Consider the following 23,657-nt stretch of genomic DNA (forward strand, 5'->3'; position numbering starts at 1 on the left):
TTTGGTAAAAATCCTGAAGCTCCCCGCTTCAGGATTTTTTATTTTGAAAGTGTCTATTTTCAAAGGCCATCAAGAACTTTCACTTCAAATATTGTTTCAAATGAATCCTAAAAAGCTTTCACCCTCATTCGCCCCCCTCCTTTCCAACTCCCTATCCACTCCCAATTCTCATCCCTTTCCAAGCGGTTCTGATTGGGTTATACATTGGGTTTGAAAGGGCTTTGAAAGGGAACTAGCCCATCCAAGGCTTATACCATTCCCTAACCAAACATCACTAAAACAATATGCTAATCAATTAATCCCTTTTCCAATAGATCTTGGAAAATCAATACGTCTACGGGGCTAGACTTTACATGGTCTGCATATTCGAAATATGCAATCTTTTCAATCTCGCTAGACGCCACGGGGGTCCCGCGGAATTCAGCCGTATAACAAGACATCTTCACCTCCACTCCTTGCGGAAACTTAAAAGGGTCGGCTTGTGCTCGAAAGGTTCCGAAGTATGCAATGCTATCAGGAATAATATCCACATCCAATTCCTCCTTCACCTCTCGGATCAGCGTTTCCTGATCCGTTTCGTTACCATCGCGCTTACCACCCGGCAAATACCATAGCTCTCGATTCTTATTGATCGAACTCAATACCTTGCGGTCTTTAATATAAATAAGGGCAACTTTATCGATCTCCATGGCAGTTAAAAATAAGTGGAACCCTATTAAAACGTTAAAAGCAGCAAAAAAGTTTTATTGCAGATCATGAATATTCGAAACCAAAGGCAGATCGTAAAATAGAGAGGCAGACTCCGCATATGGAGCCTGCCACCTCTGACACCTATGAATGAAACATAATTACAAGGTCTTTTTGTATCTTTTAGCTTCCGCCGCGAACGCGGCTCTGCTCTTCGTTCTTCTTATTTAGCCGATCGAAAGCTTTCCCATTCGTTCCGATTTTATAGGATAGGGAGAGCAGGAAAGTCCGGCTATCTAGATTGATATATTGGTTCATACGGACATTGCCTGAGAAAGATTCCGTTTGATATCGACGTGTTTTGAAAATATCATTGGCAGCAAACTTCAGGTTCAACTTATTATCAAAAAATCGCTTCATGACACCGGCAGAAACATGTCCGGTGGATTTCTGTTTGAAAACACCATCCGATTGTGGCGACTGATAAGCGGCAATCAATTCAAACGACCACTGCTTAGGCAGGTTCAAGGTATTTGTAGTTAAAAAGTCTACCGACCATTGCCTATTATCAATCTTTTCCTCGCGGAATGATCCGAAGAAGTAATTCTCATGTGCCGTAATATTGTTAATGCTGCTGAATGATTTAACAGGCGAGAATGCGTAGTTCACATTGATGCCCTTATTGCGATATCCCTCGATATTTTGCAAACTTCGAATGGTTACCTGCTGCTCAGGCAACTGCGTGAGGACGCTAGTCATCACATCTTTAACGTCAGTATAGAACAGCGAAAGATGAAGATCTTTCATCAACGAATAGTTCAGTTCGAAGCTATGGGCTAATTCGGGTTGCAATAGCGGGTTTCCTTCCCAGAAGATGGAAGCATCCACAAAATAACGAAAAGGGTTCAAGTCCTCGTACTCCGGTCTATTGATCCGACGACTATAGGAAAATTGCAACTGGTGGTTATCGTTCAATCTGTATCCTAAAGAGCCACTAGGAAATAGATTTGTATATTTTCGTTTATTGATGCTGTTCGTTGTTAATTGATTGCCAACGGCGTTAGTATGCTCAGCACGTAAGCCCGCCATCAAGGTCCAAGGACCCGACTCCAGATGATAATTCATATATCCCGCATGGATCTGCTCGTCAAAAAGAAAATGGTTGCTTGTACCTAAGTCACGAACCCAGTCAGCTACACTTAAAGTATCGTTGATTGCATTATTGTCCGAATTCATCCAACTGCTCTTCCATCCGATTTCGAAACGTTGCTTATTTGATAAATGATGCAGGTAGTCGACCTTTCCAACCCTAAGTTTACTCACCGAAGGTGTTTCGTTTTTACGCATAGAAACAAAAGCTTGCTCATAATCCGTTTCCTGATAATAGGTATTCAATGCTTGATCGGCATCGTAATCAGCATACATATAGTCAAAATCTGCAGACAAAGTATGATCCTTGGCTCCTATTTTTTGCTGGAAACTTAAGTTGATATTATTCGTATTCCACCGACTCACATTATCGTTATAGGTCAGGGCTTTGGAAATAGGAGACGCAGAAGTGTTGAAGACGTTTTTATAGCCTGCGTTCCTATTTTTGTATGTTCCAAAGTTCCCTGACCATAACAGGCCTAACTGTGTGTTTATAAAAGGATGGTAATCAAACCCAACCTTAGCATTATTCGTATTTAGTGGTTCATTTGTCTTCGAGTATTGTTTGGAAACCGCCGATCCACCGGCTATTCCCAAATCGGCATAGTAGCGATCAAAGTTTCTATATTCTTCTTCGCCCCGGTAAGTGTAGTCATAGCTTCCATATATATTAAATGCCTTTTCTTGCTTATTGAAATTTAGGCCTGCTCCATAACGCTCTTTCCTGCCGCCCCCGCCAAAGCCGTTTACTGCAAGATTGAATCCAGGCTTTCTGCCATCTTTCAATACGATGTTGATCATTCCTCCCATGCCTGCGGCGTCATACTTCGCCGAGGGATTGCTGATCAGTTCAACGGATTTTAAGGAAGAAGAAGAGGTTCCTTGCAGCAAAGTGGCCAGTTCCTTTTGAGAGAGGTAAGACAATTTGCCATTGATCATGACGCCTACATCTGCTTTTCCACGCATACTGATATTACCATCATCATCTACTTTCACGCCTGGAGCCCTTTGCAAGATTTCTAGCGCGGTTAAGCCATCGGAAAGCAGACTATTCTCTACGTTGATGATCATGCGGTCTGACTTCTGTTCAATCAGACGCTTCCTTCCAGTTATGGCTACCGCATCAATCGTGTTGGACTGTGCCTTCAAGATAATTTCGCCTAGGTCTATTATCCGGTCTGTAACGAGGATATTATCGTTCGTTGCCTCGGCATGGCCTAGATAGGAAAACTTTATCTGGTATCTACCTGCTGGCAATTTCTGAAAAAACTGACCCTTGGCATCACTCGATAAAGAAAATGTATTTGAATCGGCGTGCTCAATACGAATACTGACTTGATCCAGCGCTTCATGAAACTCATTTAGCACAATCCCCTTGATACCTGAAAGAGATTGCCCTAAACAGAGAGTCGATATAAAAAATAGTACGGCTAATAATGTGAAATGAAACTGCATATCTATCGTGTGTCGTTACGGAAATTTAAATAGTTCTAGGCTAGGATACGGCTGATTCAACTTGCTTTCTGCTCCGATCGCTTTTTTGGAAACGAGCAGCTGTTGATTTTTTCTTTTTCTTTCTCCTGCCCCACCAGATCAAGAATCCTGTAATAGGTAAGGAAGTCGCAATAATTCCGGCTAAGAAGGTCGATAATTTACCAAATTGTCCCCACCATTGTCCCATGTGCAATTGCCATATGGTATTTTCCACTTTCTCATGAATAATGTATGGCCTATCAATAAAAATCTCTTCACCGCTATACCGATTGTAAATCGCTAGGTCTAAATTTTCGGTGCTCTTTAGGCCAGCCACTCCCAGATTGATCACATAGGCGCCTACCTTATCTAAGTTATAGACCCAAATACCTGCGTTTTTCTTCTCGGGGTGAGCCTTTAGCGCCCGATAAGCAAATTCGGCGAGGTCCCGTGATTTTCTTTCTCCATCCGCCTCCGGCAAAATCGCTTCCACATGCTCGGAAGAACCGCCGAATGCTTTGCTCAGCACCTCACCAAGCGAATGAAAAAAGATAAAAATACCAGTCACGCTCAGAATAAAGCACAATAAGAGAGAATAGAAACCGTAGACATTATGCAAGTCATAATTCAAGCGTTTGAACTTCGCTTTCCATTTGATGGTGAAGGAGTCATTGACTGTTTTTTTAGTCCATCGCTTCGGCCACCATAATATCAGGCCGGTAATGCATCCCAGCGCGAAAATGATGGTAGAAATCGTAACGATCCAATGCCCAACCTCTCCTGCAAGTAAAGCGGAATGCAAATGTGCAGTTACATAGAAGAAGTGAGCATTCGGATCGGCTTTCAACACCTCAGCGGTGTAGGGGTTAACATATAAAAAAGTAAGTTTCTTCGTGTCTTTATGGAATGCGCGGATGCGCATGCTCCGGGCTGCTTCTTGAAAGAAGACCATTTGCGACAACTGATAATTGGGATCGAATTGTGTCACCGCTGCGATTATTTCATCGGCGCTCGCCTTTTCCTTGCCTATCGAAACGTAGCGTGCATCACCGGCACTGTATTCTAAGATTTCGTCGCAATAGACAATGAGCGTACCTGTTAAACAAACAAATACCAGTATGACGCCCGAAATAAGACTGGGCCATAAATGAAGCCAGGCATTCAAACGGGAGAACCAGGTCTTCCCTTTTTTCTTTGCCGGAGCATCCGCTGACGCTGCCTTTCCTGTTGATCTTAATTTGAAGTTAGTCATTTCCTTAGGAGTTTAGGGATGCCGGATGCTTTGCAGCATCCGGCAAATTGATGGATATATGTACTTAGAACTTAAATGACAGGTTTGCTAATATTTCGAAAGGCTTCTGTGGTTTTCCGTAGAAATCCCAGTATTGAATATCGCCTAGATTGTTCAATTTCACACCAATTCTATACTTTGGTTTATCATAAAATGCAGTGGCATTTACAGTTGTATAAGCGGGAACTGCGAATACTTCTTGTACGTCTAAATAAACCTTATCGACATAGTTGATACCAGCACCGAGACCAAAGCCAGTCAGACTCCCTTGTAAAAACTTATAGGAAGTCCATACATTCGCAACGTGTTTCGGTGCCCAGTTTTTTCTTTTGTTCATATTGGCTTCAATACTTTTCACATATTTAATGTCATTGTATCCATAGCCTGCAATAATATTCCATCCGCTGATTGGGTTTGCGATGAAATCGAACTCAATACCGCGACTTCTCAACTTCCCATCCTGCACATAAACGTCTTGGGAAACTTCGCGTAAGCTGTTGGTCACATCGATATTATAATAACTTAAGGTAGTATTGATACGACCATCTAAGAGTTCTCCCTTCGCGCCAAACTCATATTGATTAGCTTGCTCTGGTTTCCAGTTCATCATAACAGCCTCCAAGTTGAGGTCTTTGTCACTAGGTAAACCTTGTGATGCTGCCATGTTCCGGAAACTATTCATATAGTTGGCAAACAGGGATAACTGTCCTTTAATCGGCTGATAAACTAATCCAAATTTTGGAGAAAGCGAGGTCTGTTCATAGCCCTCCAACGTTCGCACTGTATTATTCTTAGGATCTTTATTTGGTGTAAAGCTATAGGAGTCATCCGCCATATAATGATTCACACTTAAACTAAGCATGACAAACAAGCGATCAGCAACATTCGTCACATTGGATAAATAACCGCTTAGTATTTTATTGCCGGAACGATTATAAGAATCTCCCGGGCTTTTAGCATCTCTAGACTTCAAGATATCGGCTCTAGTAATCGGCTTCCATGCCTGATCGGTAATACCGACAGTATCGAAGGTGAGAAATGCCGGTGACATCGATAGATCGGTGTTCTTGTGGAACGAATAGTCTACACCCGCTACCAACGTATTCTTTACATTGGATATGAAGAAATCGCCAACAAAATTCTGCTGAAGTGAATTGTAAGTTAGATTATAACGGTCGAATATACGATAGCGACGTTCGATTTGGTTATCATTTAGATAAGTTGGGACAAAGAAAATAGACTCCTTATCACCACTTTGGTTAAATTGATAGGATGTTCTCGATGTCCAGTGATCCGATATTTTATACGCTAATTCGGTACTCACGTTCATATTCGCCCGAGATGTCATGATATCATCGCTTAATAGCGCTCTATCATAGGGTAATGGCACTTTATCCATCGTTCCGTAGGTCAGTTTCTGCGTGTTGCGCATATAAGCTAACAATGTTTTCTCCGGAACATAGATATCAGCATCAAAGCTGACGGTCGTTCTGTCGTTTGGCTTGAAGAGCAAGCTTGTTGCAAAGGCGAATGCCTGTTGCTTTCCAGCATCTTGGAAACCATTCTGCGTCATGCCCATAACATTAAAGCGCGCTAAAGCGGTTCGGTCGCTATTCAACGGCGTATTGACATCCGCTGTAATTCGATTCATCCCCCAGCTTCCGGTGGTATAAGCTACCTCACCACGAAAAGATTCGAATGGCTTCTTCGTTACTGAATTAACCACCCCTCCATAGGAAGTAACCTGCGCACCAAATAAGGTCGCAGAGGGACCTTTCAATACTTCAATGCGTTCAAGATTGTAGATTTCATTGGCAGTTCTTGGGCTACTTGGAAGACCATTGCGCATGGTAACTCCCGCATTAAATCCGCGTAAGAATACCTCATTACCACTATCATTAACACCGTTGCTCGCTACTGCGCCGGCCACTTGAGACATGGCTGAATTAAAATCTGTAGCGCCCATTTCCTGCACTAATTCTTTGGTCACAACTGAATAGACCTGTGCATTCTGCAAGTTTGCCAATGGCATTCTCGCAATATCAGAGGTCTCTTTCCTCGAAAACTTATTACGCTGTATATCGGAAACTATAACCTCCCTTAATTGGTTTGCTTGCGATTGTACGGTTATCTTATCTACCTGTGTCGTCTCGTTAGCAATGACTCGTACCGGAATCTCTCGAACGGAATAGTTCGCATAGCTTATCACGAGCGTGTAATTGCCGGCTGGGGCCGATAATGTGTAGCTACCGCTCGTTGTTACAGAAGTGCCGTAGCTGGTATTCTTAAGTTTAACAGATGCATAAGCAAGTGGCTTCCCGTCCATCGTAAAGACCTCCCCTGCTAGTTGCCCTCTCTGCTGCGACATCCCAAAAAACGGAACCAAGAGCAGGAAGAAAAGCATCGTAATTGTGCTTGAATGTTTTAAAGTAGAATTGTATTGCATACACTATTTTTATTTAGAATAATTATAAATAATGCTGCAAATGTATTAGTTTTGACCGCTATGGAATATCAAATAGAGGATTAATAATATCAAAAAAAGGATATTTTGAAAACAATCTCCATTGAGGAATTTTACGGAAAAGACTTATTATCAAAGATTTTTGAACCCAATCCAGCGGAATGTTGTAAAGACGGCTTTCAGCATCGTGTATTAATTAATGAATTTGTAAGAGGAAACTTTCAATGCCTTTGTGTAGAGGATGTCGTCATCTCTTATCAGGAATGGCAGCTCATTCAACCCTTCCAACTAAGTATTGCCCATCGCGAACAGCTTATTAAATTGCAGTTCGAAATAGAGGGTGATTCAAAGTTTAGAAGTGATGACTTGAAGAAAATCGATATACCTGAAGGGCACTATCAATTCATCTATATTCCCAATGCGAAAGGAAAGCTCGAATATTCAAAATCTAGAAAGGTATTGGATTTACATATCTCGCTTGAACATTTATTGCAGTTCCTGACCTCGCAGGGATTAAGCGATAAAGAAATTCGCGAGCATCTCTTAATCAAACATTATAGTTTCTTCCGCTCGGCTATGAAAATTACGCCGCAACAGCATGCGCTGATCCGAGAACTGTTAAATCATCAATATCAGGAAGGCTTTGCGAAAGAGTTCATCCGTATAAAAGCATTGGAGCTCATCTATTCGGCATTTAAGGATAATGCTAATACAGCCTCTGAGACGAAATGGCGAGCGGAAGATCGAACGATATTGCTAGAAATAAAAAATTATTTAGACTGCCATTTCCAACAAGAACTACACCTGAAAACTATCGCGCGGCAATTTGGTATCAATGAATTCAAATTGAAGAATGCTTTCAAGGATCTTTTTCAAGATACGGTCATCAATTATGTAAGAAAACAACGTGTAAAGCATGCACACCACCTACTGATGCATAGCAATATGGAGATTAAGGAGATTGCCTTTATCAGTGGGTTCAAATATGCGCATCATTTCTCGCAGGTATATCTGCAACATTATGAGCGGCTGCCAAGCGAAACAAGGCAAGCCATCAACAGGTAATTAGTTAGCTAATTTCAGCTCATTGCCAATTTTATTTGCCACGCTCTTGATTACCGGTGGGATTCCAAAGCGGTCTAAATCCTTCCAGAATTCTTCCGTATACTTACTTTTTTCCTCCAAAAATTGCCAGCGTTTATCATTTGGCTTTAAGGCTTTGTATTCCGCCTTTGTCAAAAAACTGCGCTCCATAACATAAAACTCAGTCGAGTAATCTCGTGGCATGTAGCCATGCTCCTTCTGCCGTTTGATAGAAGCAGAAACCGTCGACACTCGACTAATTAAATCCATAATGGAAGGATTCGTATAGTTATTCCCCTGATAGGACTCTGAACGGGTACTTTTGTACACTTCGAATTTAATCCTGAAAAAACTGACATGCACCTTCTTTCCTGGCGGGAAAACGTTGTAAAAGACCTGGGTGTTACCATCAGCTCCGACTTGCGAATAACCCATCGCCAAACCCTCATTTTCGATAACCGTACGATTTCCGCTATTTTTCAACTTTGCTCCCTTAACCCCTTCTATGGCTTCCAATAAGCTTTTGGATTGTATATTATTGATTGACGGTTTGAAATACATCAGCGAGCCCTGCGTGTCTTTGAGTTCTTGATTTGCTTCCGCATTGCTAAAAAGGCGATATTGATGGAGTTCCATCTTCGACTTACCTTTATTCTTATTGATTGGAATATAATAAGACACGATCCCATCATAGAGATAGCGAGAGCGATTGTTGAAGGTTTCATAATTCCTGAAATACCCCTTCAAAACCACATAATCATATTTCTCGCTATCCATCACGGTCACCTCTTCCAAAGCGACACTTCGAGCTTGCATACGGATAACCTTGGCTTTCAGAAAATCAGCATAAGGAAGATCTAAATTTTGGTAAGAGATATGATTCAACGTGATGGTCGATGCATTAGCTGCTTGCAAGGAATCCAAATGTATCTCACCATTCAAATCAGATGAACCTATCAAGAGTCCGGAATCGGTGTAAACATTGGCACCAGCAATTCGTGTATTACTGAGGCTATCGACTACTTGAATCTGCGCTTGAAGCGTATTTAGGCAAGACAATAAGATAAAAAGCAATACGGCAATTCTCATATTTAGTGGATTTGATAGCGCTAAATTATACAATTACTCAAATTGCCCGTATATAGATTAACATACTTTAACCCTGAGATTAGGCTAATGAAAAATCCACTAAGGGTTAAAGATCAGCATGATAAAGACGATAAATAAGGTCAAGTGCATCAATCCGATGATGGGCGAAGTTCTTCTTCCCATAAAGCTCATCAAGCTAAGTAAGAGTGTTAAGACAAAAAGGATCGTTTCTGTCCCTGTTAGCCCGAAGTGTACTGTCTTGCCAGCAATTAATCCAACGATCAATACCGCAGGCACTGTCAGCCCAACTGTCGATACGAAAGCGCCATGACAAAGATTGATCGCCCGTTGGAATTCGTTATTCAATGCGGCCTTAACAGCAGTCATCGATTCAGGGGTAAATACGATAATCGCAATCAACACGCCTCCTAACAAAGTAGGCAGCTGGGCTGCTTGAATCCCATAGTCAACAACGACGGCCATATGATGCGAAAGTAGCACAATCGGCAAGATCATCCCTAAAAGTACTATCGAGCGGATTAGAATTTCGGATTTAGTAGAATTAGTAGCTTGCGAGCTTTCGCTCGCCTCCAACTCCGCGTTGATGATAGTATCGGCGAACCTAATCTCCATTTGCCCTACTGGAGGCTGTATATAATGATGGCGGTATTTCGTCATCTGGAAATACAGGAATGCGGCATACAACAAAGCCACAAGACCTGAAAGAATAATCGCCTGCGTCGTGCTAAATGAACCATCACCGGCTCCGCTGATAAAGTTAGGAAGCATCATGGAAATACCGCCAAGCATGATAATCATGCTGTGGTAAGCCATTGCGCCTTGCGCATTGTACTCCTGCTCGCCATACTTCATCCCCCCTAATAGAAGACATAATCCCATCACTAAATTCATAATAATCATCATGACCGAGAATATGGAGTCTTTACCAATAGTAGGGTTTTCTGTTGGGCCTAACATAACGGCCGCAATCAAAATAACTTCAATAGATACAATCGACAACGTAAGTATTAAAGTGCCGTAGGGCTCCCCTAACTTATGTGCCAGTTCGTCTGCTTCACGCACGACACCAAAAGCGGCCCCCACGATCGTAGCCAACAACAGCAAAAACACAGCAACAGCAGTCCATCCGCCCATTTGCGCGCCCAGCAAGTCATGCCCAAAAAGGCTGAAAATAACAACGACTACCCATACCAGTCCTAATCGAATCCAAGTCGATAGAGGAATGATCTCGCTAATGGATGTTTTTTTTACCGTATTCATGATTCTATCTTTACAATAATTTTTGAAAACCTTGCAAAAATAGCACCTCTGATGCCCTCGAAAATTATCCTGGGATAATAAAAGGACGGTTAAGTTTACTTCTCCTTCCGAATCCTACTTAAGCTGACAGGCGTCATCCGTAGAAAAGAGGCAATGTATTTAAGTGGCACTCGTTGCAAAAGTGCCGGCGATTCTTCGACTAGCTCGTCATAGCGTTCTTTAGCTGATTTCAACTGCGAGGAGATCCATCGTTTTTCCATCTTCAACAACTCCCCTTCCACGATTACTCTACCCAAATTGGCGATATGAATATCGCGCAGATATAAGGATTTCAACTTCTCAATACTGATACCATACAAGACGCTATCCTCCATCAGTTCGACATCTTCATAAGATTTCACATGCTCGACATAGCTGCGCATGGACAAGACAATATCTCCCTCTAGACCAAACCAAAACGTAATGTCCTGCTCCGGCTGTGGAGAATATGCCCGAACAAGGCCTTTCGCAAGAAAGTACACTTTGCGCTCTAAGCGATCGGACTCCAAAAGGATGTGCCCCTTCGAAAAACGGACTTCCTGCATCTCGCTTACTAAGAGTTCCAACGAAGGCGCAGGAAGCTTATAAAAATTGTTTAATACTTGTTCAATAGTCATGGATGAAGAAACAGATCTCTTGTTTATTTGATCTGTTCTCCTAAAATAATAAGAATTAAAGCAAATAGCGACAGAAAATAGTAGTTAGTAGATAGTATTAAGTATAAAGATCTGTGGCGGCCATCATACTCCCCCCTCTATATGCCAAACCAAATATCCTGCACATCATTTCATTCTTCCTTTCCTGGTTCAAAACAAATCCCCCTATCGAACAGAAGCTTTAACTCCTTAAAAATCAACAATAAACTATTCGGTGTATTGTGATTCGCTTATGCTTTAGCCGTCCTGCTTTTTATCAACTGCTTAACTCATTCTTCGCAAAAATAATTGTTAATTAAAATAATATGCCTTACTTTAGCCTTGACTTTAGGGGTGTCTGCATTTATGCAGGCTGAGATTTTACCCTTATAACCTGATCCAGATCATACTGGCGTAGGGAAAAGTAAGATGTCAACATGGGTGCCGTACGCATCGATGTAGCCATTCCTAAAGTTTTTCACCCATAAAAAAACAGAATAGGAATGGAACTAACAATAAACCAACAATCCAGATATTTCGAAAAAGCTCCAGAGAGTCTTGCTGCCTTGCTCGCATCAGAGATTGGTGTGTTACGCAAAGGCACGGCTGTCGCTGTCAATAATAAAGTCATTCCTGCTGTAGAATGGGCAGAGACTACCCTATCCGACAGGGATCATATTCTTATCATCACCGCAACCCAAGGCGGCTAGAGACTAAATCAAATCTAAAACACGATATGAAAGAACAAGGAATTTCACAGCAACCTTTCCCTAACTCAAAGAAGATTTATGTGCCGGGTCACTTATATCCCATTCGCGTGGCCATGCGGGAAATTAGCTTAAGTAATACAAAGCTCAGCAATGGTGGTGAGGAGGAGAATCCTCCGATAACAATATATGATACCTCAGGGCCCTATACAGATGAAGAACTGACGATAGATGTTCGTCAGGGAATATCACGCATTCGCGAACAATGGATTCTTGATCGCCAAGATGTGGAAATCTTGGATGGTATCAGTTCAGAATACGGGCAAGCACGATTAGCCGACAAGCGTCTAGATGAATTACGTTTTAGCTACAGCCATCAACCGATGCGAGCTAAACCAAATGCTAACGTAACACAGCTGCATTATGCAAAACAGGGAATCATCACTGCGGAAATGGAATATGTCGCTATTCGTGAGAATCAGCGTATAGAACAATTGGAGCATGCGACTCCGGGCATGGAGCAACAGCATGAGGGCAATAGCTTTGGCGCCAATACACCAAAGAATCGTATTACGCCGGAGTTCGTGCGTGATGAGATTGCTGCAGGTCGAGCAATTATCCCCAACAACATTAACCATCCAGAGAGTGAGCCGATGATTATCGGGCGTAACTTCCTCGTGAAAATCAATGCGAATATCGGCAATAGCGCCGTTACTTCTAGCATTGAAGAGGAAGTTGAAAAAGCGGTATGGGCATGTCGTTGGGGAGCAGATACCATTATGGACTTATCAACCGGAAAGAATATTCATGAAACCAGAGAGTGGATCATCCGCAACTCGCCAGTGCCTATTGGTACTGTTCCGATTTATCAGGCCTTAGAAAAAGTAAAAGGAGTGCCAGAAGATCTGACTTGGGAGATATTCCGAGACACATTGATCGAACAGGCAGAACAAGGAGTCTCCTATTTTACGATTCATGCCGGCGTTTTGCTTCGCTATATCCACTTAACCGCAAAAAGAGTGACAGGTATTGTTTCCCGTGGCGGTTCCATCATGGCTAAATGGTGTTTATTCCATCATAAAGAGAACTTCCTATACACGCATTTCGAAGAGATTTGCCAAATCATGAAGCAATATGATGTCGCATTCTCTTTAGGTGATGGTCTACGTCCTGGCTCTATTGCTGATGCGAATGATGCTGCCCAATTCGCCGAACTGGAGACGCTTGGTGAACTAACGAAGATTGCTTGGAAACATGATGTTCAAGTGATGATTGAGGGGCCGGGACACGTTCCTATGCACATGATCAAGGAGAATATGGAAAAGCAGTTGGAAGAGTGCGACGAAGCACCTTTCTACACCCTAGGACCATTGACGACCGACATCGCACCGGGCTACGATCATATCACTTCCGCCATAGGTGCTGCCATGATCGGATGGTATGGCTGTGCGATGCTCTGCTATGTTACACCGAAGGAGCATCTGGGATTACCGAATAAAAAAGATGTCAAAGATGGCGTGATTACCTATAAGCTAGCTGCGCATGCTGCAGATCTAGCCAAAGGTCATCCGGGCGCTCAATATAGAGATAATGCTTTAAGTAAAGCGCGGTTTGAATTCCGATGGAAAGATCAATTCAACCTATCCTTGGATCCTGACACCGCTAGAGAGTATCACGACGAAACACTTCCTGCCGACGGCGCCAAGATTGCACACTTCTGCTCAATGTGTGGCCCTAAGTTCTGTTCGATGAAAATTACGCAAGAAATTAGGGAAGCAACCGAGCAAGGCATGCTCGAGAAATCACAGGAATTTATTGAAGCTGGGAAAGAGATTTACTTATAATGATTGTTATAATAAGCGAACAGGCGGTGGAAAACGAGATAGAAACGTTGCGTCAATTGTTGCAGCATGATATTTTATTGCATATCCGCCGCCCCTTCATCAGTCCCTCGGAATTCGAATCATTCACCAAAGAGTTAGGATCCGAATACCTTGATAGATTGGTCGTCCATCAGCAACATGCTTTGGCTGTGAAGATGGGGATTTCACGCTTGCATTTTAGTAGCTCAGATCGTAAAAACGTCTTGCATTCAAAGTATCAAGAAACTTTCACCTGCTCAACATCTACACATAGCATTGCAGAGTTCAACTCCTTAGGAGCCTATTGGAGCTATGCTTTCTTAAGTCCTATTTACCCTAGCATTTCCAAGCAGGACTATGGACTAGGAAATGCAGTGTTGAAAGAACTTTCTCAACGAACGAATCACAGCTCTAAGCTAATCGCATTGGGAGGTATTCATAAAGACAATATACAGGAAGCATTAGATGCGGGTGCAGATGATGTCGCTATGCTGGGTTCCATTTGGCAAGCTAAGGATCCGGTAAGCTATTTAGAATCTTGCCTATTGAAAGTGGAATTATAAATGAAGATGAATAAGAGTAGAAGATTACCTCGATTAATGTTTATCTCAGACGGAAAAGATCTGGATGAGCAATTGGCGGGTATCCAATCGGTACTCGATGCTGGAGTAGAGTTTATACAGATACGATGGAAAGATGCCACCGCGCTTCAATTGGAAGAGCTTGCGAAAGCGGCAAAGCAACTTTGTAAGCAGTACAATGCATTATGTATAATCAATGATTTCCCAATGCTGGCGAAATCGTATGATATTGACGGAGTACATTTAGGCTTGGAAGATGATGCTGTTATCTCTGCAAGAAAAGAACTGGGTGCTGATAAAATTATAGGCGGGACAGCGAATACGCTGAAAGATGTGCAGCAACGAATTGCCGAAGGCTGTGACTACATTGGCCTCGGCCCTTTCCGCTTTACAGCGACAAAGAAAAAACTGAGCCCTGTATTAGGGCTCCAAGGCTACAGCAACCTGCTCACTAATCTTGATATCAATACAACCCCGCCCATCTATGCTATCGGTGGGATAACCATTAACGATGTACAGGAATTACGTAAAATCGGGATTTACGGTATTGCCTTATCAGGTTTCTTGCTAAAGAATCCACAGGCTATGCCACAACTTAACAAATACCTATATGAAGAATTTGAATATAGCCGATAAAGAATTTACCTCGCGCCTATTTTTAGGAACTGGTAAATTCGGAAGTTACGCACTGATGCAAGAATCTATAAAAGCGTCAGGATCTGAATTAGTCACCATGGCTTTAAAACGTTTGGACCCGAATAATAAGGAAGAAAACTTATGGTCGGCATTGCAGTTGCCCGGAGTCAATCTATTGCCCAATACTTCGGGTGCACGAAATGCAAAAGAGGCTGTATTGGCCGCGCAATTGGCAAGAGAAGCGATGGAGACAAATTGGTTGAAGCTGGAAATACATCCAGATCCTCGCTATCTTCTACCCGACCCCATCGAAACGCTGAAAGCCACCGAAGAACTAGCGAAACTAGGCTTCATCATTCTGCCCTACGTCCATGCAGATCCGGTGTTGTGCAAGCGTTTGGAAGATGCCGGGACGGCTGCAGTGATGCCATTAGGAGCACCGATTGGCAGCAATAAAGGCTTAAAAACCTCAGATTTCCTGGAGATTATTATTGACCAAAGCAATGTTCCTGTTGTAGTCGATGCAGGAATCGGTGCGCCTTCGGATGCAGCCAAAGCAATGGAGATGGGTGCGGATGCCGTATTAGTGAATACCGCTATTGCGGCAGCGAAAAATCCTGTTGCTATGGCAGAAGCATTTCGATTGGCTGTTTTCGCGGGACGACAGGCTTATCTTTCCGGATTAGATGCAAAACGCAGTTATGCCGAAGCATCTAGTCCGCTCACTGCATTCTTAATGGAGGATTAAAAGATGGCATCAGGGAATTTTCAAACCGTATTCGACGAGTATTCTTGGGAGGATGTGAAAAACCGCATCTACAGCAGCACTACTATTGATGTTGAACGCAGCTTGCGGAAGTCTCAAAAAGACATCAACGACTTCTTAGTGATGCTATCTCCGGCCGCGGCCTCCTATCTGGAGACGATGGCACAAGAAGCCCAGCGCCTAACACAGCAACGCTTTGGCAAAACCATACAACTCTACGCGCCATTATATGTGAGCAATGAATGCCAAAACATTTGTACCTATTGCGGCTTCAGTATGGACAATAAAATTCGCAGAAAGACTTTAAGCAATACCGAACTGTTGATAGAGGGCATGGCGCTTAAGGCGATGGGCATTGACCATGTGCTTTTAGTAAGCGGCGAAGCCAACAAGATCGTCGACACGCCATACTATGAAAATGCGATCAAACTATTGAAGACTCATTTTGCACAAATATCCATAGAGGTTCAACCGCTTGACTTGGAGGATTATCACACACTAAGAGCTGCTGGTTGCCATACGGTGCTAGTTTATCAGGAAACCTATCATCAGGAGGTCTATAAGCAATATCATCCAAAAGGAAAGAAATCTAACTTCAAGTATCGCCTAGATACGCCAGACCGCATCGGACAGTCCGGTATTCATAAAATGGGACTTGGAGTTTTGCTAGGTTTGGAAGACTGGCGAGTAGACAGCTTTTTCAGTGCCCTTCATATTGACTACCTACAGCGCAAGTATTGGCAAACGAAGTATTCCGTTTCCTTTCCTCGCCTTCGCCCGGCGCAAGGGATCATCGAACCAAACTTCATTATGGAAGACCGAGATCTCCTGCAACTCATTTGTGCTTACCGGCTTTGGAATCCTGATTTAGAAATCTCTGTTTCGACCAGGGAACGTGAGGTTTTCCGGAATCATATCATCGCCATTGCGGCAACTACGATGAGCGCAGCATCGAAAACCAACCCCGGTGGATATGTTGTTGACCCGCAGTCGTTGGAGCAGTTTGAAATATCGGATGAGCGCAGCATGGAAGAAATCCGAAGCATTATTCAAAAAGCAGGTTATGACCCAGTTATGAAAGATTGGGACCAAGCATACACAGGAGTGTAACGTATGAAGGAACAGGATAGGATATTCGCTCGATACAGCCGACAGATCTTCATTGAAGAGGTGGGTATCGAAGGACAGCGTAAGATTATGAATGCGAAGGTCTTGGTCGTAGGAGCCGGAGGATTAGGTTCTCCCGTAATAAGCTATTTAGCTGCTGCAGGCGTAGGACAATTAGCCATTGCTGATTTTGATAAAGTCGAACTGCACAACCTAAACCGACAAACAATCCACAAAGAAAGTAGTGTCGGTGAATTAAAAGTTAACTCAGCCGAACAGTTCGTGAAGGACATGAATTCGACTATCAAATTGGAAAAGATTGCTGAGAAAATTACAAAGGAAAACGTAGTAGAGATACTACAACCTTACGATATTATTATCGATGGTTCAGATAATTTTACCACCCGCTATTTAATCAATGATACCTGCGTAGATCAACAAAAAACGTTGATCTACGGAAGTATCTTTGCCTTTGAAGGGCAGGTTGCACTCTTCAACTATAAAGGATCGAAAGACCTGCGAGCTATTTTCCCAAATGCTCCAGCACCCGACGAAATCCCCAACTGCGATAAAAACGGCGTCCTTGGTCCGCTCCCCGGCATAATCGGCAGCATGATGGCGATGCTGACGCTCAAAGTAATATGCGACCTGCCGGTCGAAACAAACCAATTAACCATCATCGACACCTGGAACTGGAAATTCACCAACATTAGTTTCTAGTAAAAACCACAGGCAAATCATTCATTAATCAACAAATACTCCCACTTGCCGTGTCTAATGTCTAAAATCTAATATCTAAAAATCTACCTCATTAGTCTTCCCTCGACCCGTCATCTGCCATTCTTACAATCTTTGGCGAAAAGGTTGCCACGATATCGACTAAGTCCACCTGCGCTTCCATTACCTCATGGATATTCTTGTACGCCATAGGCGCTTCGTCCATCGATGCTCCGATTAGCGTAATCCCTTGATCAGATAACATCTTATCCAGTTCGGACTGCGCCAAGGTTTTGATCGCTTGTGTACGGCTCATCAATCGGCCGGCACCATGCGATGCAGAATTGATCGATGCCTCCTCTCCTTTTCCACGCACCAAGAATCCAGGAGTTGCCATAGAGCCTGGGATAATACCCATAACATCTTTACCCGCTGGCGTTGCACCTTTACGATGCACAATCACTTCCTCGCCATTCAACTCTTCTTTCCATGCGAAGTTATGATGATTCTCCACCTTTGCCAATCGCTCAACTCCCAAGCTGTTCTTAACCTTTTCATGAATCACCTCATGGCAAGCCGAAGCGTAATCACCGGCAAGATTCATCGCCAACCAGTATTCCAATCCCTCGTCAGAATTTAAATCTAAGTACGCAAGGTTTTGTGCCTGGTATGGAAGTTTGCAAATTTCCTTTGCCAGTTTCGTATAATGATTCGCGATCATGGCGCCGAGACCGCGGGATCCAGAGTGCGTTAATAGCGCAACATAGGTTCCTTTAGCAATACCCAAAGCCTTATCATCTTCTGCAAATTCGAGCGTCCCAAATTCAACGAAATGGTTACCACCACCCGACGATCCTAGCTGCGTCCAAGCCTTGTCTTTCAAATCCTTAATAAAGGGAATCTCTTCGAACAATTTGTTATCTAAGACTGCATGGTCTTGACGCTCATGTTTTAAGAAACCATTACCTGCCCCAAAGCGGGAGTTCTTCATGATTACTTCTTGAAAGAAATCCTTCTGAGTCTCCAACGAGCTAGCCGGTAAATCGAAAATCGATAAAGCCATACGGCATCCAATATCGACCCCTACACCGTAGGGAATTACCGCATTATTGGTCGCTAAAACCCCACCGATAGGCAAACCGTAGCCTTGGTGCGCGTCTGGCATCAGGGCGCCAGCCACTGTAACTGGCAACTTCATCGCTGTGTTCATTTGCTGCTTCGCTCCCAGCTCAATGTTTTCAACGCCGTAGACTGCATAGTCATCCACGCCTTCTTTCAAGCGAACTAAACTCGACTCTATCTTTTCGGTGTTGATTAAAGATTCAGCTAGTGGTCTAAATACCTTGTCCTCTAAAAAGGATTCAGGATTTTCTAAGACCTCTTTAAACTTCTGTAGCATTTCTTCCTTCTTCAGCCCATGGCGTTTGCTATTAATCTTCAAAGCCGCCCCTAAAGCGAAGTTTTCTTTATATCCTAAGGCAATCAAATCATTGCCATTAATTCTTTTGTTTTCCATTTCTCTCATTTTAATGGGTAAAGCCAATTTGCTTTACCCAGCATCTTAAAAATACAATTTCTATTTTACGAACAACTGTTTCAACTGATCGACGATCTGCCCATTTCCAGACACCGATATTGCATTCACTTTCTCGGCAATCTTCTCCACGTACTCCATCTCTTTCAATTTATACAACATCGCATTCTTCTCTAACATCTTCGCCGTATTCAATAAGCTACGGGTCGATGCAGTTTCTTCCCGACGTGTGATGATATTGGCTTGTGCTTTTTTCTCCGCCATCAACACCTCGTTCATGATCTTACGGATTTCTCCAGGTAAGATGATGTCCTTCACACCGGCGCTCATTAAGGTCACCCCTAATTGTGCAACCTGCGCTTTCGTAGCCTCGATCACATATTCACTGATCGAACCTTTGTTTTCCATCAAGGCGTCGAGCGTCATGTTGCCGATATATTCACGCAATGCAAATTGCATCTCGGCATACAATAACTGATCGAAGTTTTTGTTCTCCAATATCGCCTTCATCACATCCGTTACCTTATATTGGATCGCAAAGTTGATTCTCACCTGCGCCTTATCTTTCGTTAAGATCTCCTGGCCTACGACATCCATGCTCGTTAATCGTAAATCAACTTTCGATAACTGAATAGTAGTCGTGTTCTTCCAGAAAAAATAAGTCCCTGGTTTAACCTCCTTGACAAACACACCGTCGACAAACAATAAACCTATTTCCGTAGGTTCAACTTTAAATTGTCTCACGTAGTATGAAAATGGAACACGTTCATACAACTGACGGTTTATAGATTTTGGAATTTCTAAAGTCGACGTATCATAGATATCGAATCGCAACGTATTCAAACCCTTCCAAAAAACATGACGACCCGCGGCCAAGACTCCTTTAAAGTTGTTGTTCACATACTGTAAAGCGATCTCATTATCTCCGACCTCCACCACTTCGACCAATTCAGTGAAAGAAGGTATTTGTAATAAAACATCTAGATCATGAGCAACCTGAAACGGATTTGACATATTGTAGATCTCAGCGCGTTCGCCGAAGCCTACCCAATGTTTTCCTTCATTAAGCACTCGTACTACTGCGTTGTTCTTAACAACCAATCCTACTTCATTTTTGTTAATTGTTACTCTTTTCATCGTTTTATTATTTAATATTATACCATACATTTTATAAAGCTCTCCAGTCTTGTTCATTGCGAACTATCGGGAGAAAAGGGTCTTTTAGATGTCGCTGTAGTTCAAGAATTCCGATATTGCCTAAACTAGTTAGGTCAATTCGAAATACTGCGCTTCAGTCCGATCGAAAAGATGCTTTGCTCGCAGGATACCTCTCAATTGCTCCCTTACCCTCCGAAGAGAATAAATTTGCCGAACTAGAAAGGAAAGCTTCAAGGATCTTTTTTTACAAGAAGATCATAACTTTACGAGAATCCTTTTGATAAGTAGATTCAAACTTTTAAGGGCTTTCGCCCAACTACCGTAGACACTTCCTTCAAGTGCGAGGGATTCGAACCCTCATTTGGTGTTATTGCTCTAACCACTTGAGCTACTTCGACAAGCGAAGGCAAGATTCGAACTTGCGACACATAACAGGAGACACTGCTTTGACCCTTAATCAGTATATTGCATTCGACCGAACCAACACTTCCCTGCTATACAGAAACAGGAGATCAGATTAAAGAAATCTCCGCAGATGCCATATATCCAACCGGATATATATCTTGAAAAGCTTTCTGCTTTTATTCTTCAATGAACTATTTGTCGCTCCCGACATTACAAAGATGCATGCTGCATTACGCAGCCATTTTGCGCAATGAAAAAAGAATTATATTTTTTTCTATAAAACATGATAACACACTAATTATCAAATAGAAAAATTTATCTACTAAGCCAAAAAACTTTCATCAAACTCATAAGTACGCAAATCCATTGCGTAGAACATTGAAATCCCCTATCTTTAATCAAGGAGTATTTAACTCAAAAAAGCATGTCAACAAATAAACTCGCCCTAATTCGATATAAAACCATCGACAATTGCTTACGCCAAAAGCATCGTAAATGGACGCTGGATGAACTTATAGAAAAGGTCTCCGAACAGCTTTATGAGTTGGAAGGAATTCATAATGGCGTCAGCAAACGTACCGTTCAAGCCGACATACAATTGATGCGATCGAATAAGCTCGGTTACAACGCCCCAATCATTGTGACCGACAGAAAGTACTATTCTTATGAGGATCCAAACTACAGCATTAGCAACTCGCCGATTTCTGCTACCGACATGGAAAAAATGAAGGAAGTCGTGGAGGTACTAAAACACCTTAACGGCTTCGCTTATTTTGATGAGATGAGCGATATGATCGCTCGCTTAGAAGACAAGATGCTTGTTAATTCTGGCGAACACAAGCAAGCCATACAAATGGAAAGCAATACCTTACTGAAGGGATTAAATTGGATAAACACGCTTCACAAGGCCATTCGAGAAGAAATACCTTTGTTAATAACCTACAAATCTTTCAAAACCGATACGCCATCTGATACGGTTTATTTCCCCTATCTATTGAAAGAATATAGAAATCGCTGGTTCTTAATTTGCCGGCAGAAGAAAAACAATGGTCTACAAACCTTGGCTTTAGATCGCATTCATGAAATCGCAGAGATGGCAAAGTCACAGTTTGTGCCTTACGATGGCGTAGATTTTGAGCGCTACTTTTCCGACACGATTGGTGTAACGAAATCAATCAAAGATCGAGGGAACAAAGTGATATTACATGTCGAATCAAAGAATGCGCCTTATGTTGAAACCAAACCCTTACATAATTCGCAACAGATATTGAACCGCCTCGACGATGGCAGCATCATCATACGTATCGATGTTGTATTGAATTTCGAACTCGAGCGAGAAATATTGGGCTTCGGGGAATGTATGAAAGTGCTCGCACCTCGTTACTTAGTAAATCGAATAAAAAGGCGAGTATCGCAGAGTATGAAGCAGTACAGCGATTCTGAAAACAATCCACAAAAAACAAAAGAAGAAAAATAATAGTATTACTAATAATGAGTAAATTAAGTCTAGAATAATCGTGATTGGGAACCACAGCGCTTCAAAAATTTTCGAAGCAGATTATTTTAGCATCACAAATACCTATGCAAAAAAGTAAAATGGAGGAAAAACCAAAGAAAAAACCAAGGAAAGTTACGGCCGGACCGATCCGAGAGAAAGCCAGAACGATGGAAAAACTAATTGCGGCAGTAGGCAAAGTCATTAAAAAACATGGATATCCAGGGCTTACGGTGGCCAACATAGCGAGTGAAAGTGGCTTGGACAGAAAGCTAGTATACACCTATTTTGGCACCTTAGACAACCTAATCGAGGTCTATATTACACGACAAGATTATTGGAAATCCAAAGCGAACAAACAAATCGAGTCGCTGCTGCAAGCCGAAAATCTAAGTAAACTGGCGATGGTAAACTTATTACAAGGGCAATTTGAACAGGTCCTCAATGATAAGATACTACAGCGGATCATCCATTGGGAACTTGGTGTCAAAAGCAAACCGCTCCGTAAACTAGCGGACAGCCGCGAAGAAGTTGGCGAATTGCTGTTGAATAAATTTGAAGAAAGCTATCCGAATAAGGATATAGACCTACGTGCGCTGTTGGCAATTCAAACCGCAGGATTATATTATCTAGCGCTTCATGCCAGCTCAAACGGTAGCACCTTTTGCGGTATCGATATCGGAACGCCCGAAGGGAAAGAAAGAATCAATCGAACTGTAGAGACCACGCTAGAACTTTTAATAAACAGCTCCAATCAATCTAAAGGAGACTAAAATATGATAATATGAACAGAACTATTCGCATAGACGATCAAATCTCATTGAAATTCCTTGTAGAAAGCGACGCAAGAACAATTTTTAATTACATCAACACACAACGAGATTATTTAGGTGAATGGTTACCCTTTGTTCAGTTTACACATGAAGTCAAAGACAGCAAAGGTTTCGTCGATATGGCGATCGAGCTTCGTAAAATCAAGAAGGACTATGTCTATAAAATCTGCTATGACGACCGCATGATCGGCCTCATCGGCACCAAAGAAACCGATTATCTGAATAAAAATACCGAGCTAGGCTACTGGCTTTCGCAGGACTATCAAGGTCAAGGCATCATGACCAAGGTAGTTGAAAAACTTACCGCTCTCCTCTTTGACGAGATGGGTATTGAAAGAATACAAATATGCTGCGCTGTCGGAAACGAAAAAAGTATTGCTATCCCGAAAAGATTAGGCTATATCCAAGAAGGCATAAAGCGTAATGGCGAATGGGCCGGAAATTTAGTGTTTCGAGATCTGATTGTATTTAGCAAGCTCAAATCCGAAAGCAATTCTTAACTATAGAAATTGCCAGTACCGCCTGACCTCAGTTAAATAACAGACTTTCATAAGCCTTATCAAACCCATATCATACCCAACTCACAAGGGCTTTGATATGGTTTTGTATTGGGTTTACATTGGGTTTGAAAGGGCTTTGGCAGGAAGTTAGTAGTTAGTAGTTAG

Annotated in this window: 20 protein-coding genes and 1 riboswitch; of the genes, 11 read left to right on the forward strand and 9 right to left on the reverse strand. The window is 42.4% G+C overall.

Annotated features, from left to right (window positions below; all coding sequences use genetic code 11):
• Positions 1 to 287: 287 nt before the first annotated feature.
• The 4 genes from B2400_RS05755 to B2400_RS05770 form a co-directional block, all read right to left on the reverse strand.
• On the reverse strand, positions 288 to 689 hold the full coding sequence (locus B2400_RS05755) for an NUDIX hydrolase (RefSeq protein WP_293931739.1): 402 nt from the start codon (positions 687 to 689) through the stop codon (positions 288 to 290).
• Between the two features lie 181 nt (positions 690 to 870).
• Positions 871 to 3,291, reverse strand: a complete 2,421-nt coding sequence (locus B2400_RS05760; protein ID WP_149526543.1) for a TonB-dependent receptor domain-containing protein — start codon at positions 3,289 to 3,291, stop codon at positions 871 to 873.
• A 40-nt stretch (positions 3,292 to 3,331) separates the two neighbouring features.
• On the reverse strand, positions 3,332 to 4,561 hold the full coding sequence (locus tag B2400_RS05765) for a PepSY-associated TM helix domain-containing protein (RefSeq protein ID WP_149526544.1): 1,230 nt from the start codon (positions 4,559 to 4,561) through the stop codon (positions 3,332 to 3,334).
• A gap of 64 nt (positions 4,562 to 4,625) precedes the next feature.
• Positions 4,626 to 7,046, reverse strand: a complete 2,421-nt coding sequence (locus B2400_RS05770) for a TonB-dependent siderophore receptor (RefSeq protein WP_293931742.1) — start codon at positions 7,044 to 7,046, stop codon at positions 4,626 to 4,628.
• Positions 7,047 to 7,151: 105 nt separating this feature from the next.
• Here B2400_RS05770 and B2400_RS05775 point away from each other — a divergent pair, with 105 nt between their 5' ends.
• Positions 7,152 to 8,129, forward strand: a complete 978-nt coding sequence (locus tag B2400_RS05775; protein ID WP_149526546.1) for an AraC family transcriptional regulator — start codon at positions 7,152 to 7,154, stop codon at positions 8,127 to 8,129.
• On the opposite strand, the gene B2400_RS05780 is transcribed toward B2400_RS05775, so the two are convergent.
• The 3 genes from B2400_RS05780 to B2400_RS05790 all read right to left on the reverse strand — a co-directional run bounded on the left by B2400_RS05780 (position 8,130) and on the right by B2400_RS05790 (position 11,173).
• Positions 8,130 to 9,236 (reverse strand): carboxypeptidase-like regulatory domain-containing protein, encoded by a 1,107-nt coding sequence (locus B2400_RS05780; protein ID WP_149526547.1) that lies wholly within the window; start codon positions 9,234 to 9,236, stop codon positions 8,130 to 8,132.
• Between the two features lie 99 nt (positions 9,237 to 9,335).
• On the reverse strand, positions 9,336 to 10,517 hold the full coding sequence (locus B2400_RS05785; protein ID WP_293931745.1) for a calcium:proton antiporter: 1,182 nt from the start codon (positions 10,515 to 10,517) through the stop codon (positions 9,336 to 9,338).
• Between the two features lie 95 nt (positions 10,518 to 10,612).
• Positions 10,613 to 11,173: a Crp/Fnr family transcriptional regulator gene (locus B2400_RS05790; protein WP_149526549.1), complete on the reverse strand. Its 561-nt coding sequence runs from the start codon at positions 11,171 to 11,173 to the stop codon at positions 10,613 to 10,615.
• 358 nt (positions 11,174 to 11,531) lie between these two features.
• A riboswitch (TPP riboswitch) is annotated at positions 11,532 to 11,629 on the forward strand.
• A 65-nt stretch (positions 11,630 to 11,694) separates the two neighbouring features.
• On the opposite strand from B2400_RS05790, the gene thiS reads away from it, so the two are divergent.
• The 7 genes from thiS to B2400_RS05825 are packed head-to-tail and all read left to right on the forward strand — an operon-like array spanning position 11,695 to position 17,570.
• Positions 11,695 to 11,901, forward strand: a complete 207-nt coding sequence (thiS, locus tag B2400_RS05795) for a sulfur carrier protein ThiS (RefSeq protein ID WP_149526550.1) — start codon at positions 11,695 to 11,697, stop codon at positions 11,899 to 11,901.
• A gap of 26 nt (positions 11,902 to 11,927) precedes the next feature.
• Complete coding sequence (thiC, locus tag B2400_RS05800; RefSeq protein WP_286650654.1) at positions 11,928 to 13,742, forward strand: phosphomethylpyrimidine synthase ThiC; 1,815 nt, start codon at positions 11,928 to 11,930, stop codon at positions 13,740 to 13,742.
• On the forward strand, positions 13,742 to 14,323 hold the full coding sequence (locus tag B2400_RS05805) for a thiamine phosphate synthase (RefSeq protein WP_149526552.1): 582 nt from the start codon (positions 13,742 to 13,744) through the stop codon (positions 14,321 to 14,323). Before thiC ends, B2400_RS05805 begins: the two co-directional genes overlap by 1 nt.
• Positions 14,324 to 14,329: 6 nt before the next feature.
• Complete coding sequence (locus B2400_RS05810) at positions 14,330 to 14,977, forward strand: thiamine phosphate synthase (RefSeq protein ID WP_149526553.1); 648 nt, start codon at positions 14,330 to 14,332, stop codon at positions 14,975 to 14,977.
• Positions 14,952 to 15,725: a thiazole synthase gene (locus tag B2400_RS05815; RefSeq protein WP_149526554.1), complete on the forward strand. Its 774-nt coding sequence runs from the start codon at positions 14,952 to 14,954 to the stop codon at positions 15,723 to 15,725. Before B2400_RS05810 ends, B2400_RS05815 begins: the two co-directional genes overlap by 26 nt.
• A 3-nt stretch (positions 15,726 to 15,728) precedes the next feature.
• Positions 15,729 to 16,853 (forward strand): 2-iminoacetate synthase ThiH, encoded by a 1,125-nt coding sequence (gene thiH, locus B2400_RS05820; RefSeq protein ID WP_149526555.1) that lies wholly within the window; start codon positions 15,729 to 15,731, stop codon positions 16,851 to 16,853.
• 3 nt (positions 16,854 to 16,856) lie between these two features.
• Positions 16,857 to 17,570 carry a HesA/MoeB/ThiF family protein gene (locus tag B2400_RS05825; RefSeq protein ID WP_149526556.1) on the forward strand — a complete coding sequence of 238 codons (714 nt, stop codon included), beginning with the start codon at positions 16,857 to 16,859 and terminating at the stop codon, positions 17,568 to 17,570.
• Between the two features lie 91 nt (positions 17,571 to 17,661).
• Here the strand turns inward: B2400_RS05825 and B2400_RS05830 are convergent, their stop codons facing one another.
• Entirely contained in the window at positions 17,662 to 19,083 is a 1,422-nt protein-coding gene (locus B2400_RS05830) for an RtcB family protein (protein ID WP_149526557.1), read from the reverse strand.
• A gap of 60 nt (positions 19,084 to 19,143) precedes the next feature.
• Complete coding sequence (locus B2400_RS05835; protein WP_293931752.1) at positions 19,144 to 20,238, reverse strand: slipin family protein; 1,095 nt, start codon at positions 20,236 to 20,238, stop codon at positions 19,144 to 19,146.
• An 850-nt stretch (positions 20,239 to 21,088) separates the two neighbouring features.
• Here B2400_RS05835 and B2400_RS05840 point away from each other — a divergent pair.
• The 3 genes from B2400_RS05840 (at position 21,089) to B2400_RS05850 (ending at position 23,492) form a co-directional block, all read left to right on the forward strand.
• Positions 21,089 to 22,141 (forward strand): helix-turn-helix transcriptional regulator, encoded by a 1,053-nt coding sequence (locus B2400_RS05840; protein ID WP_293931754.1) that lies wholly within the window; start codon positions 21,089 to 21,091, stop codon positions 22,139 to 22,141.
• A gap of 104 nt (positions 22,142 to 22,245) precedes the next feature.
• Positions 22,246 to 22,932, forward strand: a complete 687-nt coding sequence (locus B2400_RS05845) for a TetR/AcrR family transcriptional regulator (protein ID WP_293931756.1) — start codon at positions 22,246 to 22,248, stop codon at positions 22,930 to 22,932.
• Positions 22,933 to 22,943: 11 nt separating this feature from the next.
• Entirely contained in the window at positions 22,944 to 23,492 is a 549-nt protein-coding gene (locus B2400_RS05850; RefSeq protein ID WP_293931758.1) for a GNAT family N-acetyltransferase, read from the forward strand.
• Positions 23,493 to 23,657 lie beyond the last annotated feature (165 nt).

Origin of the sequence: Sphingobacterium sp. UBA6645, from assembly GCF_002455685.1 — a bacterium.
GTDB lineage: Bacteria > Bacteroidota > Bacteroidia > Sphingobacteriales > Sphingobacteriaceae > Sphingobacterium > Sphingobacterium hotanense.